Origin of the sequence: Variovorax paradoxus B4 (assembly GCF_000463015.1) — a bacterium.
In the GTDB taxonomy this organism is placed as follows: domain Bacteria; phylum Pseudomonadota; class Gammaproteobacteria; order Burkholderiales; family Burkholderiaceae_C; genus Variovorax; species Variovorax paradoxus_E.
In genome coordinates, this window is record NC_022247.1 from 3,726,326 (window position 1) to 3,742,024 (window position 15,699).

At 67.2% G+C, this 15,699-nt stretch carries 13 protein-coding genes; 3 read left to right on the forward strand and 10 right to left on the reverse strand.

Going from position 1 to position 15,699, the window contains the following annotated elements:
- Positions 1 to 17 precede the first annotated feature (17 nt).
- The 3 genes from VAPA_RS17380 to VAPA_RS17390 are packed head-to-tail and all read right to left on the reverse strand — an operon-like array spanning position 18 to position 2,214.
- A complete protein-coding gene (locus VAPA_RS17380; RefSeq protein ID WP_021008075.1) occupies positions 18 to 815 on the reverse strand; it encodes a transporter substrate-binding domain-containing protein in 798 nt (265 codons plus the stop codon).
- 46 nt (positions 816 to 861) lie between these two features.
- On the reverse strand, positions 862 to 1,515 hold the full coding sequence (locus VAPA_RS17385; RefSeq protein ID WP_021008076.1) for an amino acid ABC transporter permease: 654 nt from the start codon (positions 1,513 to 1,515) through the stop codon (positions 862 to 864).
- A gap of 27 nt (positions 1,516 to 1,542) precedes the next feature.
- Complete coding sequence (locus VAPA_RS17390) at positions 1,543 to 2,214, reverse strand: amino acid ABC transporter permease (RefSeq protein WP_021008077.1); 672 nt, start codon at positions 2,212 to 2,214, stop codon at positions 1,543 to 1,545.
- A gap of 136 nt (positions 2,215 to 2,350) precedes the next feature.
- On the opposite strand from VAPA_RS17390, the gene VAPA_RS17395 reads away from it, so the two are divergent.
- Positions 2,351 to 4,051, forward strand: a complete 1,701-nt coding sequence (locus tag VAPA_RS17395) for a hypothetical protein (RefSeq protein ID WP_041946150.1) — start codon at positions 2,351 to 2,353, stop codon at positions 4,049 to 4,051.
- Here VAPA_RS17395 and VAPA_RS17400 read toward each other — a convergent pair whose 3' ends face one another.
- Together VAPA_RS17400 and VAPA_RS17405 are read right to left on the reverse strand one after the other, a co-directional pair.
- Positions 4,052 to 4,582, reverse strand: a complete 531-nt coding sequence (locus VAPA_RS17400) for an isochorismatase family protein (RefSeq protein WP_021008079.1) — start codon at positions 4,580 to 4,582, stop codon at positions 4,052 to 4,054.
- A 69-nt stretch (positions 4,583 to 4,651) separates the two neighbouring features.
- Positions 4,652 to 6,244 carry an esterase/lipase family protein gene (locus tag VAPA_RS17405; protein WP_021008080.1) on the reverse strand — a complete coding sequence of 531 codons (1,593 nt, stop codon included), beginning with the start codon at positions 6,242 to 6,244 and terminating at the stop codon, positions 4,652 to 4,654.
- A gap of 200 nt (positions 6,245 to 6,444) precedes the next feature.
- On the opposite strand from VAPA_RS17405, the gene VAPA_RS17410 reads away from it, so the two are divergent.
- Positions 6,445 to 7,569, forward strand: a complete 1,125-nt coding sequence (locus VAPA_RS17410; RefSeq protein WP_021008081.1) for an MBL fold metallo-hydrolase — start codon at positions 6,445 to 6,447, stop codon at positions 7,567 to 7,569.
- Here the strand turns inward: VAPA_RS17410 and VAPA_RS17415 are convergent.
- From VAPA_RS17415 to VAPA_RS17435, 5 genes are read right to left on the reverse strand one after another with little or no spacing between them, the layout of a single operon-like run.
- Positions 7,566 to 7,754 carry a hypothetical protein gene (locus VAPA_RS17415; protein WP_021008082.1) on the reverse strand — a complete coding sequence of 63 codons (189 nt, stop codon included), beginning with the start codon at positions 7,752 to 7,754 and terminating at the stop codon, positions 7,566 to 7,568. The two genes, VAPA_RS17410 and VAPA_RS17415, sit on opposite strands and share 4 nt — an antisense overlap.
- Positions 7,754 to 10,156: a DNA topoisomerase IV subunit A gene (gene parC, locus VAPA_RS17420; protein ID WP_021008083.1), complete on the reverse strand. Its 2,403-nt coding sequence runs from the start codon at positions 10,154 to 10,156 to the stop codon at positions 7,754 to 7,756. The genes VAPA_RS17415 and parC overlap by 1 nt, the downstream gene beginning before the upstream one ends.
- 46 nt (positions 10,157 to 10,202) lie before the next feature.
- Positions 10,203 to 11,324, reverse strand: a complete 1,122-nt coding sequence (locus VAPA_RS17425) for a Kelch repeat-containing protein (protein ID WP_021008084.1) — start codon at positions 11,322 to 11,324, stop codon at positions 10,203 to 10,205.
- Between the two features lie 40 nt (positions 11,325 to 11,364).
- A complete protein-coding gene (locus VAPA_RS17430) occupies positions 11,365 to 12,255 on the reverse strand; it encodes a lytic transglycosylase domain-containing protein (RefSeq protein WP_021008085.1) in 891 nt (296 codons plus the stop codon).
- A 26-nt stretch (positions 12,256 to 12,281) separates the two neighbouring features.
- Positions 12,282 to 14,279 (reverse strand): DNA topoisomerase IV subunit B, encoded by a 1,998-nt coding sequence (locus tag VAPA_RS17435; RefSeq protein ID WP_021008086.1) that lies wholly within the window; start codon positions 14,277 to 14,279, stop codon positions 12,282 to 12,284.
- Between the two features lie 179 nt (positions 14,280 to 14,458).
- Between VAPA_RS17435 and VAPA_RS17440 the strand changes: the two genes are divergently transcribed.
- On the forward strand, positions 14,459 to 15,682 hold the full coding sequence (locus VAPA_RS17440; RefSeq protein ID WP_021008087.1) for an MFS transporter: 1,224 nt from the start codon (positions 14,459 to 14,461) through the stop codon (positions 15,680 to 15,682).
- Positions 15,683 to 15,699: the final 17 nt, after the last annotated feature.

Sequence of the window (15,699 nt, forward strand, 5' to 3'; positions counted from 1 at the left end):
TCTTCAGCCTTCGAAGCTCACTGCATCTTGGGCAGGTCGGCCTGCAGCCACTTCTGGTAGAGCTTGTTGAGCTCGCCATTGGCGGTGTTCTTGGCGACGAACTCGTTCACGGCCTTGGTCAGCTCTTCCTGGCCCGGACGCATCGCGATGCCCATCGACTGCTGCACCAGCGTGAACTTGTTTTCGTAGGTGCCGGCAGGCACGCGCTTGGCGATCTGCGCCGCCACCGTCACCGAGCAGCCGATGGCATCGACCTGGCCCGAGATCAGCGCCTGCATGGCCGAGGCGTCGTCGTCGAATCGGCGGATCTCGGTGCCTTCGGGTGCGGCCTTGGTCACGGCCACGTCCTGCGTCGAGGCGCGCGCCACGCCCACGCGCAGGCCCTTCAGGTCGCCAGCGCCCTTGATGGGGGTCTTGGTGGCGCCGTACAGCACGATGGTCGCGGCCGCGTAGGGCTGCGAGAACTGCACCTGCTTGGCGCGCTCTGGCGTGATGGCGAGCGAGGCGACCAGCACGTCGACCTTGTTGGTCAGCAGGAAGGGAATGCGGTTCGGGCCGGTTACCGGCACGATGTTGGCCTTGACGCCCCAGTCCTTGGCCAGCAGCTTGGCCACGTCGGCGTCGTAGCCGTCGGGCTGGTTCTTGGCGTCGGTGGTGCCGTAAGGCGGAAAGTCGACCAGCATGCCGATGGTGATCTCGCCCTTCTTCTTGATGTCGGCCACGGTCTGTGCCGAGGCGAAGGGTGCGAACACGGTGAGCGCGGCGCCGAGGCCGAGGGCTGCGAGCGCTGCGCGGCGGGTGGTGGTACGGGTCATGGGAAGGTGTCTCCTGAGAAAGAAAGGAAGCGACGAGATAAAAAAATCAGCGGGCCAATGCCCGTGCGCGCTTGCGCTCCATGCGGGCGGCAAGCAGCGACAGCGGCCAGCAGATCGCGAAGTAGATGGCGGCCACCACCGAGAACACGACCAGCGGCTGGAAGGTGGCGTTGTTGACGATCTGCCCGGCGCGCGTGACCTCGACAAAGCCGATGATCGCGGCGAGCGACGTGCCCTTGATGATCTGCACCACGTAGCCCACCGTGGGCGCCAGCGCGATCTTGAGCGCCTGCGGCAGCACCACGTCGCGCATGCGGGCGCTGTACTTGAGGCTCAGCGCCTCGGCGGCTTCCCACTGGCCGCGCGGAATGGCCTCGATGCAGCCGCGCCAGATTTCGCCGAGGAAGGCGGCGCTGTTCAGGATGAGCGCGACGCCGGCCGCCACCCAGGGGTTGATGTCCAGCCCCAGCACCGGCGCGCCGAAGAACACCAGGAACAGCTGCAGCAGCAGCGGCGTGCCCTGGAAGATCTGGATGAAGGTGGTCGACACGCCGCGCGCCCACGCCGACTCCGACGTGCGCATGAGCGCGATGATCAGCCCCAGGATCGCACCGCCCACGAAGGCGATGGCCGACAGCGCCAGTGTCCACTTGGCCGCTTCGAGGATGAAAAGGAATTCGGGAAAGCCGAAGGTACGCATGGTTGTTCCTGCTCCGCTCTGGGCCTGTTACCGGCGGTCCGGGTAATTGAGCGTGCGCTTGTAGATCAGCTTGAACAGGGCCGAGAAGGCCAGCGCCAGCGCGAGGTAGATGGCAGCCACCACGATGTAGATCTCGAAGCTGCGGAAGGTCTGCGACTGCAGGTTGGCGGCCACCGAGGTCAGGTCGTCGGCCGAGATGACCGAGACCACGGCCGAGCTCAGCATCAGCAGGATGAACTGGCTCGTGAGCGCCGGGTAGATGGCCTTGAGCGCAGGCTTGATGATCACGAAGCGGAAGATTTCCCAGGGCTTGAGATTGAGCGCCCTGCCCGCCTCGATCTGTCCCTTTGGAATCGACTCGATACCCGCGCGGATGATTTCCGTGGCGTAGGCGCCGAGGTTCACCACCATGGCCACCAGCGCGGCCGTCTGCGGCGACCAGCGCAGCCCGATGGCCGGCAGCGCGAAGAAGAAAAAGAACAGCTGCACGAGGAACGGCGTGTTGCGGATCACCTCGATGTAGGCATTGACGATGAAGCGCAGCCAGCCCGGCCCCGAGGTCTTGCCCCAGGCGCAGAAGATCGCGACCACCAGGCCCAGCAGCGTGGCCACGAGCGAGAGCTGGATCGTGATCCAGGTGCCCTTGAGCAGCAGCGGCCAGGCAGCGAAGACGGCGTCGAATTGAAACTGGTAATTCATGGGTGGGGGCGAACACGGCGTGGCCGTGCGCATGCCTCGAAAGCAATGCTTGCAGCTTATATGAAACCGGTTTCATGCCAACCCAGGGATTTCCCTAGGTCAGTCTTTCGGCAGCCCTTCTGCCTACACTCGCGCGATGCTGAATACATCTGAGGCCACTGTGTCTGCAGAGGCAAGCGCATCCCCTGCCGTGCAGCATTTCAGGCAGGCCCTGCTCTGGCCCTTGCGGCTGGTGCCGGCCCCTGACGCCAAGCCCACGCACCACGGTCCCTGGCACGTGCTGCGCGAGATGGGCGATGCCTCGCCCTGGCGCGAAGAGATCGACGAATACACCGGCGACAGCAGCCGTTTTCATGAGCGGCACTACAACGAGTTCGTGAGCTTCCTGCCGTACGTGCAGCGCTTCCTGTACGGCGAGGGCCGCTCGAAGAACAGGAGCGGCCAGGCAGACGGCAACGATGGCGATTCGCCGATGCGCATCTTCCGCCGCCACGACGTTGCCGCGGTGCGCGTGGTGCCGCAGGCCGGCGACGCGCCGATCACGCTCGACGTGGTGCATTGCGACCTGTATTTCTTCTTCGACATCGACGTGGTGCTGCTCAACCTCGAAGTCGGCGCCGACCATCTGAGCCTCGCGCAGGCGCAGGACCTGCTCTACCGCTTCGGCCGCGCCTACCCCGCGGGCTGGAACGCCGAGGGCGGCGCGCTGCATTGCATGGCCAGCGTCGAATGGCTGGCCGCCGACGGCAGCGTGCTCGCGCGATCGGACGCGCAGCAGCGCGAAGCCTTTCTCTCGCACGTGGCCCAGCACCGCGCGCCGCGCATTTCGGCTCACTGGGCCTACCTGATGCAGCCGCTGGTGAGCGACCATTCCGACGAACCCGGCGTGCTGCGCTACCGGCAGATCGAGTACTACCGCATGCCGGTGATGGCGTATCTTTCGCTGGACGACCCGAAGCGCCTCTCGCGCAACGACTTCATCCGGCTCGGGCTCGTCACCGGTGCCGCCGAGGCCGATGCAGCGCAGCGCGCCCACCTGCCCTACGCGGAGCAGCATCTGGAAGACTTCGAGCGCCGCTACTGCTACGACCGCTTCTGGGTCGACGCGGGCGCGGCACCGAACACGCGCTATCTCTGCAACGGCCACGCGCTGATCGTGGTGGGCGATGCGCACTCGGAATTCTTCTGCTGCCGCGACCGCGGCGTGCTCGCGCAGTTCCGGCACCAGCACTTCCTGCTGTTCCTCATCGCGCATTTCCAGAAGGCGGCACTGCTGATGTTCTCGGACCAGCTGGTCGAGGCGCTCAAGCGGCTCGACATCCGCAGCACGCCGAGCGTGAAGCAGTTCAAGCGCGCGATCCGTTCGAGCTTCGAGCGCTTCCTTCGCTTCACGCATCGCTACTGGTTCCACGAAATCTCGGAGCAGGCGCAGGTGCGCGCACTGTCCCGCATGTGCACCACGCACCTCGGGCTCGATCCGCTCTATGCCGAGGTCCGGGAACGCATCGCCGACATGAACACCTACCTGGACGCCGACAGCCTGCGCCGGCAGGCCAGCACCGTGGTGCGGCTCACGGTGGTCACGCTGTTCGGCCTGATCGGCACCGTGACGACGGGTTTCCTCGGCATGAACCTGCTGGCCGAGGCCGATGCGCCACTGTGGCGCAAGGCGCTCTGGTTCGGCGTGGTGTTCGTCTTCACGACCTGGCTCACCATCTACACCATGGTGAAGTCACAGCGGCTGTCGGACTTCATCGATGCGCTGTCGAACGACCGGCTGAGCTTCAAGGGCAAGCTGGCCTCGCTGGCGCGGGTGTGGCGGCCGGGGTCGGACTGATCAGAACGCGATGTCGGCCGAGGCCACGGCGCGGATCGGCACGCCAAAGCTCGTGATGTCCGCCAGCGTGGCGTTGTGGTGTGCGCGAATGAAGGCACCCGTGGCGTGCGGCTTGTCGTGCGAGGTGTGCGCATCGGCCGCGAGCACGACCTCGTAGCCCAGTGCCGCAGCGCGCCGCGTGGTGGTGTCCACGCAGAATTCCGACGAGTAGCCGCAGATCACCACGCGCTGCACCGCATGCCCGGCGAGCCATGCTTCGAGCGGCGTGCGCAGGAAGGAGTCAGGCGTGGTCTTGCGGATCTTCGTGTCGCGCGAATCGACCTCCAGGGCACTGGAGAGCTGCCATCGCTCGGAATCGAATTCGAGGTCGACGTCGTTCTCGTGCTGGATGAAAGCCACCGGCACGCCCGCGGCACGGGCACGCCCGGCGAGGGCATTGACCCGCCGCGCGACCTCGGCGGCTTCGTGGGGACGCGGCAGGTCGTCATAGAGGCCACGCTGCATGTCGATGACGAGAACGGCAGTTTTCATGGGGAGTGGAAAGCAGGACCCTGGACCACCCCGAGTATGACGCCGGCGCCGTGCCGAGCGCCGCTTCCTTCAACTCCAGGCGCTCACCTCCAGCCGCACCTTGCCGCTGATGCCGGGCGCCGCCGGAGCCGCGCCCAGGCTCGAGAGCGGCACGATGAACTGCAGCTTGCCGTCGGCCAGCTGCTTCGGGCTCATCGGCAGCGACGCCTGTCCCGCGGTGTCGGTCTGCCAGCCGTACTTCACGTTCCAGTTCTGCGCCGGGTCGTCGGCCCGGGGCGGTGCAATCTCGATCACCAGCGTGTCGCGGAACAGCGAACTGCCTTCGTAGTGGCCGTCGAGCCAGAACTTCTTGTTCACCTGGTAGTCGGGCACGCGCACGCCGAGCGTCATGGCATAGGCCAGCGTCGGCCGGTCCTGCTTCACGCGCGCCTTGTTGGCGAGGAACACGGTCGAGAGATAGATCGAGCGGCGCTCGGGCCTTTCCGGGTCGGTCAGTTCCTTGTGCGTGCGGCAGGCGGGCGAATCTTCCTCGGCCACGCGCCGGCTCAGGTACCAGCGCTTGCCGCGCGGCGCGGCCAGCAGCTCGACCTGGTAGAGCGCGTCGACGTCGGCGTCCTTGGGCAGGTCCGGCGGCAGGGTCACGCCATCGACCTCGAACCAGAGATCGACGCGCACGTCGCCGAACAGAAAGCGCACGAGGTTCTGGTAGGCCTCCTCGGAATTGACGATGCCGAAGTAGCCCGAGTGCGAACGAAAGGCGTAGGCGGTGGCCACCGGCTTGCTGCGCTTCGCATCGTCGATGGACCAGAGCGAGGCGTTCTCGATGCGCACCAGCCCGTCGCTGCCGTGGCCCGCGAACATGCGCGAGAGACCCTTGGCGGCCTCGTAGTCGCCGCGGTTGGAACCCACCATGCAGAAGAAGCGGTCGGCCGGAAACGCGGCGGCCGGAAGATAGTCCATGCGGCCGTCGACCGGCGCCGTGTCCAGGAACTCCGACATCCTCTCGCGGTTGAAAGTGTTCATCTCGTTGGCCGTGAGCCAGGCCGGCACGTTGACGCCGCCCATGTCGATGCCGTTGTGCGGCGTGGCGTAGGTGAACACCTTGTCGACGCAGGCACGCGCCGCCGCATCGCCGAGCGCCGGGTTCTGCAGGAAGGCCCGCACCACCAGCCCGCCCATCGAATGCGCCACCAGGTAGCAGCGGAAGTCGGCCGCCGAGAAAGCGGACCCCTCGCGCAGCGCCACCAGGTCGCGCACGCGAAGAATCAGCTTGCCCAGGCCCTGCGCGTAGACCTTCACGTCGCGGGACTTGCCGTCGCCGAGCAGCTCCGAGCCGCTGTCGTAGTAGCGGTAGATGACGATCGATGCGGCCGCAATGCCGTTCACGTCCTTGCCGGTTTCGTCGGGCGAAGGCTTCCAGTCGTCGTCGAGGATGTCCAGGCCGTTCTGATAGACGCTCTGGTACTGGTAGTCGGCCAGAAGCCGCACCACCGGGGATTCGAAGACGAACTTCTGCGCCGGTGCGTTCTTCTTCACGGTGGCGCGGTAGACCGTGGAACCCACGTTGAAGCCGCAGAACGGATCGGCGGCGGTGTCGTCGCGCTCGGCTTCGGTCATGGCGTAGCCGCGCACGTAGATGATGGGATAGCGGTTGCTGCTCATGTGTGGTCGCCTCCTTGAAGCCCGCGGAACGTGGCGCGCTTCAGTGTGCCGCGCGATGCCGCAGGCGGCCATAGAACGCATGGCATACGACGAGCGGCGCGGAAATGTCCCTGCGCGCCGAATGTTTCTGCCGCTGAAACCATTGGCGGCGGCGCGCCGGCTAAGCTCGCGCCGCAAAAAACCCGACCACATCGCAGCCCATGAACGACGCCGCCCGCCTCTCGATTCCTCTTCTGAAGCGCCGCCTTCGCCGCTACGGCACATCGATCTTCGCGGCCAGCTGCGCACTGGTGGCCGGCTGCGCCAGCAACAGCGGATGCGAGGCGCGCTACGACACATCGCCGCAGTTCAAGGGCTGCAGCTTCCGGAACCTGCCGAACCCGGACGTCCTGCCTTCAGCCGACGGATGGCGGATCTGGTCACGCTTCATCGTCGGCGACAAGGTCGGCACCGTGCCGGTCGATCCGATTCCGGTGCGCATGCTGGCCACCGCCGACCTGGAAGCGCTCGACCCCGAGGCCAACCACGTGGTGCGGCTCGGCCATTCGTCGCACCTGCTGAAACTGCACGGCAAGTACTGGCTGATCGATCCCATGTTCAGCGAGCGCGCATCGCCGTTCACCTGGGTGGGACCCAAGCGCTTTCACAAGCCGCCGCTCACGCTCGAGCAGTTGCCGCCCATCGAAGGCCTGATCCTCTCGCACGACCACTACGACCACCTCGACGTGGCCACCATCGAGTACCTCGCGCAGCGCGTGCAGCGCTACTTCGTGCCGCTGGGCGTGCGCGCACGGCTGGTGGCCATGGGCGTGCCCGCAGAACGCGTGACGGAGCTCGACTGGTGGCAGGGCGGCGAGCACGATGGCGTCAAGCTCACCGCCACGCCGGCACAGCACTTCTCGGGCCGAACGCTGACCGACCGCAATCGCACGCTGTGGGCTTCATGGGTGGTGCAAAGCGGCGACCAGCGCATCTTCTACAGTGGCGACTCGGGCTACTTTTCGGGCTTCAGGCAGATCGGCGAGCGCTTCGGCGGCTTCGACCTGGCACTGATGGAAAACGGCGCCTACGACGCCTACTGGCCCGCCGTGCACATGACGCCCGAGCAGAGCGTGCAGGCCTTCGAGGACCTGCGCGGCAAGGTGCTCTATTCGGTGCACAACAGCACCTTCGACCTCGCCTTCCACACCTGGCACGATCCGCTGGACCGCATTGCCGATCTGTCGCAGGCGAAGAAGATCGAACTCGCGACGCCGGTGATCGGCGAGGTGCTGACGGTCGGAAAGGCGCGCACCAACGAGCGTTGGTGGCAGGGCCTGCGCTAGCCGCGTTCCTTGCGCTCGCGCGCACGGCGCTGCTGCCGGGTCTCGCTGGCCTGCGCCGCGATGCGGTCCTTCTCGCGCCGCTTGGCCCCGCGCTTCAGGCGCATGCGCCGGCCGAACCAGAAGCTGGCAAGGCCCGTGACCACCGCAATGAAGAGGCCGATGACGCTGATGTCGATGCCGCCCATCACAGCACCCGCACGATGCTCGCCGGCTTGAAGCCGAGGTCGGCCGCCTTGCCCTTGCGCGCACGGCTGCCGCGCGCGTTGTTGAGCGTGCGGATTTCCAGCGTTTCATCGCGCTCCTTGCCGCCGCGGCCGATGCCTTCGATCTTCACGCTGCGCGTGTAGGCCGCGGCCCCCGCCAGCGTGTCCTTGGCGTCGAGGTCGATCAGCGTGAGCCCGCGGCCGCCCTTGGGCAGGCTCTTGAGCTCGGCAATGTCGAAGGTCAGGATGCGGCCGCCGGTCGAGGCACAGGCCACGTGCGTGGCGGCCGGCATCGGCTCCGCGCCGCTCGCGCCGCCCACCAGCGACGGGCGGCAGAGCTGTTCGCCCTCGCCCACGTCGATGAAGGCCTTGCCGCCGCGCTGGCGCGACATCATGTTCTCGACGGTGGCAATGAAGCCGTAGCCGCCGGTGTTGGCCAGCAGCACGCTGGCGCCCACCGGGCCCGCGAAGAAGTGCGTGACGTGGGTGCCGGCATCGAGCTCGATGAGCGTGGTCACGGGCTGGCCGTCGCCGCGCGCACCGGGCAGCGATGCCACGGGCACGGTGTAGACGCGCACGGTCTTGTCCTTGGCCGAGCCGAACACCAGCAGCGTGTCGACGCTGCGGCATTCGAATGCGCCGTAGAGCGCATCGCCGGACTTGAAGCTGTACTCGGGAGCGGCCGTACCGTTGCCGCCATTCGCCGCGGCCTTCTCGCTGGCCCAGCCCTTCTGCGCGCGGACCCAGCCCTTCTGCGAAACGATCACGGTCACCGGCTCGTCGACCACCTTCACTTCGGCCACGGCGCGCTTCTCGGCCTGGATCAGCGTGCGGCGCGGGTCTTCGAAGGTCTTGGCATCGGCCTCGATTTCCTTCACCAGCAGGCGGCGCAGCGCCGCCGGGCTGCCGAGGATGTCCTCGAGCTTCTTCTGCTCGTCGCGCAGGCCCTTGAGCTCCTGCTCGATCTTGATGGCTTCGAGCCGCGCGAGTTGGCGCAGGCGGATTTCAAGAATGTCCTCGGCCTGCCGTTCGCTGAGGTTGAAGCGCGCGATGAGCGCAGCCTTCGGGTCCTCGGCCGCGCGGATGATCGCGATCACCTCGTCGATGTTGAGCAGCACCAGCTGCCGCCCCTCGAGGATGTGGATGCGCTCCAGCACCTTGTTGAGCCGGTGCCGCGAGCGCTTCTCGACGGTGACCTCGCGGAACGCGATCCACTCGTTGAGCATCTGGCGCAGCGATTTCTGCGTGGGCTTGCCGTCGATGCCCACCATCGTGAGGTTGATCGGCGAGGAGGTCTCGAGCGAGGTCTGCGCGAGCAGCGTGGTGATGAATTCTTCCTGGCTGATGCGCGAGGTCTTGGGCTCGAACACCAGGCGCACCGCGGCATCCTTGCTGGATTCGTCGCGCACCACGTCGAGCACCGAGAGCATTGCAGCCTTGAGCTGGGTCTGGTCGGCGCTCAGCGCCTTCTTGCCCGCCTTGACCTTCGGGTTGGTGATTTCCTCGATTTCCTCGAGCACCTTCTGCGTGCTGACACCCGGCGGCAGTTCGTTGACCACGAGCTGCCACTGGCCGCGCGCGAGATCCTCGATCTTCCAGCGCGCACGCACCTTGAGCGAGCCGCGGCCGGTGCGGTAGGCGTCGGCAATGTCGGCCGGGCCGCTGATGATCTGCGCGCCGCCCGGGTAGTCGGGGCCGGGCACGATCAGCAGCAGTTCCTCGTCGCTCAGCTTGCCGTTCGACTTGATCAGCGCCACGCAGGCATCGGCAATCTCGCGCAGGTTGTGGCTCGGAATTTCGGTGGCCAGGCCGACCGCGATGCCGCTCGCGCCGTTGAGCAGCGTGAAAGGCAGCCGCGCGGGCAAGAGGCGCGGCTCCTCGGTGCTGCCGTCGTAGTTGGGAATGAAGTCGACCGTGCCTTCGTCGATCTCGTCGAGCAGCAGGCTGGTGATGCGGGCCAGGCGCGCCTCGGTGTAGCGCATGGCCGCGGCACCGTCGCCGTCGCGGCTGCCGAAGTTGCCCTGGCCATCGACCAGCGGGTAGCGCTGCGAGAAGTCTTGCGCCATGCGCACCAGCGCGTCGTAGGCGGCCTGGTCGCTGTGCGGGTGGAAGCGGCCGAGCACATCGCCGACCACGCGCGCGCTCTTGACCGGCTTGGCGCCCACGGTGCCGTTGGTGCCGCCGAAGCCCAGGCCCATGCGCGACATCGAATACAGGATGCGCCGCTGCACCGGCTTCTGGCCGTCGGACACGTCGGGCAGCGCGCGGCCCTTGACCACGCTGAGCGCGTATTCGAGGTAGGCGGTCTGTGCGTAGTCGGCAAGGGTGAGGGTGGTGTCGCCGTCGGTGGGACCCTGGAGATCGAGCGGAGGTTGGGAGTCCATGTAGAAGAGAGAAAGAGAAACGGTTGCGGGCCGTGCGCGTTCGCGCTCAGCCCAGTGTGAAAGCCTCGTGCACCGCGGACTGCACGGCGCCGCCGAGCACCGCGCCGCCGCCCGCGACATAGATCCAGTCGCCGATCACCGCGGCGCCCACCGCATGGCGCGGCGTGAGCATCGGCGCATGGCGCTGCCAGGTGTCGGCCACGGGATCGTAGCTTTCCATCTGGCCGAACACCTTGGCCCGGCGCGGCACGCCGCCCACCAGGAAGCCACCCTCCCCGCCCATCGCGAAGAAGCGGCCGCGGTACACCACGAGGCCGTGGCCCGAGCGCGCCGTGGGCAGCGGTGCACGCAGCTCCCAGGTGTCGCGCGCGGGCAAGTAGACGTGGTGCAGGTCGGTGTTGTATTCAAAGGTGTTGAAGCGCCCGCCGATCACGTGGACCTGGCCGTCGTGCGCCACGCAGCCCACGTGGTCGCGCGCGCCGGGCAGCGGCTTGGCGGAGGACCAGCGGTCGGCCTTGGGGTCGTAGACCTCGTGCCAGCCCACGCTCGCACGTTCCGCAGCAGGCTCGGAGGCGCCGCCGATCAGGTGCAGCGAACCGCCGAGCATCACCGCGGCGGCCGCGCCGCGCGGTCGCGGCAGCGGCGCGATGGCGCTCCAGCGGTTGGCTGCGATCTCGTAGACGTAGGCGTTGGTGTCGGAGCGGCGGTTCTGCTCGACGACCCCCCCCAGGGCGTAGACCCGGTCGCCATCGGCCGCCACCGCCACGTGGTTGGCGCCGCGCGGCAGCGGTGCGCCGTCGAGCCAGCGGTCGGCCTTCGGGTCGTAGATGTGGTGGTAGTCGCGGTTGACCGCGCCTTCGCCATAGCCGCCGACCACGTGCATGCGTCCTTGCGCCGCGGTGGCCCAGGCCATCTCGCTGCGCGGAATGGGCAGGGCTGCGCGCGGCACCCAGCGACCCGCGGGACCGGCCGGCGCGGGGCTGTCGGTGACGCGCTGGGCTTCCTGCTCGGGTGTCATGTGGTGCGGAACGCCGCCCTGCAGCCGCGCGTAGGGCTCCTTCGACGAAGGCGCCGGCGGCAGCGTGTCGTGCGTGGCTGCGTGCTGCGCGCGCGCGGCGCCGGCCACCGCGCAGGCGGCGGCCGCCAGAACGAAGCTTCGGCGGTACATGAAGGACTCCTTCATCGGCGAGGAAAGGCAGAACGGGCCATCAGGACACCGGTGCGTCCGAACCGCCGTCCGGCACCGCCGATGGCTCGGGGGCATCGGACATGGCCGGCATGCCGCCCGGCGAATCGGGCGGCATGTTGCCACGGCCCAGGGCGCCGCCCTTGGGCACCGTGAGTTCCATGCGGATGCGCCCCGGCGTCTTGCCGCCGCGCCCGCCGCCGCCCGCCACGGCCGATGACCCCGCCGCCGACGGCTTGAGGTAGGCGTAGAGCTGCAGCACGGTCTGCACGTAGTTCTGCGTTTCCTTGTAGTTCGGGATCTTGTTGCCCGCGCGCTGCACCGCGCCTTCGCCCGCGTTGTAGGCAGCGAGCGCCAGCTCGATCTGGCCCGGGAACATGGCAATCAGGTCGCGCAGGTAGCGCGAGCCCGCGGCAATGTTGATGCGCGGATCGAAGAGCTTCTTCTCGATGGTGCTGCGCTTGTCGGCTGCGACGCCATAGCGTTGCGCGGTGGCCGGCATGAGCTGCATGAGTCCCATCGCGCCCTTGGGCGAAACGGCCTGGGCATCGAAGCCCGATTCGGTGGCGATCAGCGCCTGCAGCAATTCGTAGTCGATCGAGTGCTTGCTCGCCGCATCGCGCAGCGCGACCTTCGCGGTCTTGTAGCTTGGCGAGGCCTCGAACAGGGCAAGCAGGGTCTGCGACGCGTGCGGTACCTTTCCGTCGAGCTTGCGCCCGCCGCGCCCGAACGGCGCAACGCCCTGCGAGGTGTCGAAGCTCTGGCCGCGGCGAAAGAAGATCTGGTAGCGCTCGTCGATCTTTTCCGATGCGAAGTGCGCCACGCCCTTGCTGTCGATGTAGCCGTAGACGTCAGCGGCGTGCGCGAGCCCCTGCTGCGCGCACAGCAGCAGGGCCAGGAGCAACGGACGCATGAGATCTGGAGTTTTCACGAGGGTCGTCAAACATCGATATCGACATCGTCGGCGCGCAGTTCCATCAGTTCGCGCCGGGCGGCAGCCTCGCCCTTGCCCATCAGCTTGGTGATCTCGCCCTGGGTGGAGGTGAAGTCGAAGCGCCCCAGTTGCACCTTCATCAGGCGCCGGGTATCCGGATTGAGCGTGGTTTCCCACAATTGTTCCGCGCTCATTTCGCCCAGGCCCTTGAAGCGGCTGATGCTCCAGGCGCCTTCGCGCACGCCATCTTTACGCAATTTGTCGAGTGTGGCGGTGAGTTCGCCCTCGTCGAGGGCATAAACCTTCGAGGCCGGCTTCTTGCCGCGCGCGGGCGCATCGACGCGGAACAGTGGCGGCTTTGCGACATACACATGGCCGGCTTCGATGAGTTTCGGAAAGTGGCGGAAGAACAGCGTGAGCAGCAGCACCTGGATGTGCGAGCCGTCCACGTCGGCATCGGAAAGGATGCAGATCTTGCCGTAGCGCAGCCCGCTCATGTCGGGCGTGTCGGCGGGACCGTGCGGGTCGACGCCCACGGCCACCGAGATGTCGTGGATTTCGGTGTTGGCAAAAAGCCGGTCGCGCTCCACTTCCCACGTATTGAGTACCTTGCCGCGCAGCGGCAGGATGGCCTGGCTTTCCTTGTCGCGACCCATCTTGGCGCTGCCGCCGGCCGAGTCGCCCTCGACCAGGAAGACTTCGTTGTGGCTGATGTCCTTGCTCTCGCAATCGGTCAGCTTGCCGGGCAGCACGGCCACGCCGGAGCCCTTGCGCTTCTCGACCTTCTGGCCGGCGCGCTGGCGCGTCTGCGCGGCCTTGATGGCCAGCTCGGCGAGCTTCCTTCCGTAGTCGACGTGCTGGTTGAGCCAGAGTTCGAGCGCAGGGCGCACGAAGCTCGACACCAGGCGCACGGCATCGCGCGAATTGAGGCGCTCCTTGATCTGGCCCTGGAACTGCGGGTCGAGCACCTTGGCGCTCAGCACGTACGAAGCGCGTGCGAACACGTCCTCGGGCAGCAGCTTCACGCCCTTGGGCAGCAGCGAATGCAGCTCGATGAAGCCCTTCACCGCGGTGAAGAGGCCGTCGCGCAGGCCGCTCTCGTGCGTGCCGCCGGCGCTGGTGGGAATCAGGTTGACGTAGCTCTCACGCACCGGCTGGCCGTCTTCGGTGAAGGCCACGCACCAGTCGGCGCCCTCGCCTTCGGCGAAGTTGTCGGCGTTCTTGTCGGCATGGCCGCTGCCTTCGAACAGCGGGATCACCGGGTCGCCGTTGAGCGTCTGCATCAGGTAGTCGCTCAGGCCGCCCTTGTAGAGCCACTGCTGCGTTTCCTTGGTTTTCTCGACCGTGAGCGTGACGCTTACGCCCGGCATCAGCACGGCCTTGCTGCGCAGCAGGTGGGTGAGCTCGCTCATCGGCAGGGCGGCGGTCTCGAAGTACTTGGCGTCGGGCCAGGCACGCACGGTGGTGCCCTGCTTGCGCTCGCCGGCCTCGAGCTTGCGGATTTCGAGCGCCTCGATCACATCGCCGCCGCTGAAGGCGAGCTTGGCCGCCGAGCCCTCGCGGTGGGTCACCACTTCGAGACGCTTCGACAGCGCATTGGTCACCGACACGCCCACGCCGTGCAGGCCGCCCGAGAAGCTGTAGGCGCCGCCCGAGCCCTTGTCGAACTTGCCGCCGGCGTGCAGCCGGGTGTACACCAGTTCGACCACGGGAGCCTTTTCCTCGGGGTGCATGCCGAAGGGGATGCCGCGGCCGTCGTCCTCGATGCTGACCGAGCCGTCCGTGTGCAACGTGACCTTGATCTTCTTGCCATGGCCCGCCAGCGCTTCGTCGGCGGCGTTGTCGAGCACTTCCTGGATGATGTGCAGCGGGTTGTCGGTCCGGGTGTACATGCCGGGACGCTGCTTCACGGGCTCGAGGCCCTTGAGCACGCGGATAGAACCTTCCGAGTACCCGGAGGACGCGGACGATGAACTGGGGGGAGTCTTGGGGGGAGTCGCCATGGGGGCGGATTGTAGTCAGTCGAACCGAAATGACTGGATACCCATACAGGAACCCCGTGCGCTCGCGGGAGTGCACCGGCTTTGATGCGCGCCGCGCATCAAAGCCGGCGTCACAAATCATCAATGGCTTTGACTGCCGGCCCGCCTGCCGAAGTACCCAAGTCGCTACATTCGACGGCATGCAAGCGTCTCCCCCCACTCTCTCGGTCAAGCAGGTGCTGATCTGCGGCGCCATGATCGTCACGCTCTCCATGGGCATCCGCCACGGCTTCGGCCTCTGGCTGCAGCCGATCACGCAGGCGCAGGACTGGAGCCGCCAGACTTTCTCGTTCGCGCTGGCCGTGCAGAACCTGTCGTGGGGCATCTTCGGCGTGTTCGCGGGCATGGTGGCGGATCGCTTCGGCGCTTTCCGGGTGCTTGTCGCCGGCACGGCGTTCTATGCGCTGGGCCTGCTGGGCATGGCGTATTCACCCACGCCGCTGCTGTTCACGCTGAGTGCCGGCGTGCTGATCGGCGCGGCGCAGGCCGGCACCACGTATGCCGTCGTCTACGGCGTGATCGGGCGCCAGATCCCGGCCGAACGGCGCTCATGGGCGATGGGTGTGGCGGCGGCCGCCGGCTCGTTCGGGCAGTTCCTGATGGCACCGATCGAGGGGCTGCTCATCGGGCACCTGGGCTGGCAGAGCGCGCTCGCGGTGGTGGCGATGCTGGCGCTGGTGATCGTGCCGCTGGCCTTCGGCCTGCGCGAACCGCAGCGCGGCGCGCTGGCCGGGCACCGCGACCAGTCGGTGCTGCAGGCGGTGGGCGAGGCCTTCCGCTATCCGAGCTTCGGGCTGCTGATGGCGGGGTATTTCGTCTGCGGCTTCCAGCTCGCCTTCATCGGCATCCACATGCCGACCTACCTGCGCGACCAGCGCCTGTCGGCCGACGTGGCGGGCTATGCGCTGGCGCTGATCGGGCTCTTCAACGTGTTCGGCACCTACACGGTCGGGCTGCTGGGCCAGAAGCTGGCCAAGCGCAAGATCCTGGCGGCCATCTACTTTGCGCGGGCGGTCTCGATCGCGCTGTTCCTGCTGGCGCCCATTTCGCCGCTCAGCGTGTATGTCTTCTCGGCGGCCATGGGCTTTCTCTGGTTGTCGACGGTGCCCGCAACCAACGCGATCATCGCGGGCATCTTCGGCGTGGCGCACCTGTCGATGCTCAGCGGCTTCGTGTTCCTGAGCCACCAGGTCGGGTCGTTCATCGGCGTCTGGCTTGGCGGCTACCTGTACGACACCACGGGCAGCTACGGCATCGTCTGGTACATCGCGATTGCCCTGGGCGTGTTCGCGGCGCTGATCAACCTGCCGGTGAAGGAAAGCGCCATTGCGCGCGGCGGCCGGCCGGTCGCCGTGCCCGGCTGACCTCACGATGGACAATG

Coding starts and splice junctions, on each gene's coding strand:
- VAPA_RS17430 (WP_021008085.1), bottom strand. CDS start 12,255: ATGCGTCCGTTGCTCCTGGCCCTGCTGCTGTGCGCGCAGCAGGGGCTC.
- VAPA_RS17435 (WP_021008086.1), bottom strand. CDS start 14,279: ATGGCGACTCCCCCCAAGACTCCCCCCAGTTCATCGTCCGCGTCCTCC.
- VAPA_RS17385 (WP_021008076.1), bottom strand. CDS start 1,515: ATGCGTACCTTCGGCTTTCCCGAATTCCTTTTCATCCTCGAAGCGGCC.
- VAPA_RS17395 (WP_041946150.1), top strand. CDS start 2,351: ATGCTGAATACATCTGAGGCCACTGTGTCTGCAGAGGCAAGCGCATCC.
- VAPA_RS17390 (WP_021008077.1), bottom strand. CDS start 2,214: ATGAATTACCAGTTTCAATTCGACGCCGTCTTCGCTGCCTGGCCGCTG.
- VAPA_RS17405 (WP_021008080.1), bottom strand. CDS start 6,244: ATGAGCAGCAACCGCTATCCCATCATCTACGTGCGCGGCTACGCCATG.
- VAPA_RS17425 (WP_021008084.1), bottom strand. CDS start 11,324: ATGTACCGCCGAAGCTTCGTTCTGGCGGCCGCCGCCTGCGCGGTGGCC.
- parC (WP_021008083.1), bottom strand. CDS start 10,156: ATGGACTCCCAACCTCCGCTCGATCTCCAGGGTCCCACCGACGGCGAC.
- VAPA_RS17400 (WP_021008079.1), bottom strand. CDS start 4,582: ATGAAAACTGCCGTTCTCGTCATCGACATGCAGCGTGGCCTCTATGAC.
- VAPA_RS17380 (WP_021008075.1), bottom strand. CDS start 815: ATGACCCGTACCACCACCCGCCGCGCAGCGCTCGCAGCCCTCGGCCTC.
- VAPA_RS17410 (WP_021008081.1), top strand. CDS start 6,445: ATGAACGACGCCGCCCGCCTCTCGATTCCTCTTCTGAAGCGCCGCCTT.
- VAPA_RS17415 (WP_021008082.1), bottom strand. CDS start 7,754: ATGGGCGGCATCGACATCAGCGTCATCGGCCTCTTCATTGCGGTGGTC.
- VAPA_RS17440 (WP_021008087.1), top strand. CDS start 14,459: ATGCAAGCGTCTCCCCCCACTCTCTCGGTCAAGCAGGTGCTGATCTGC.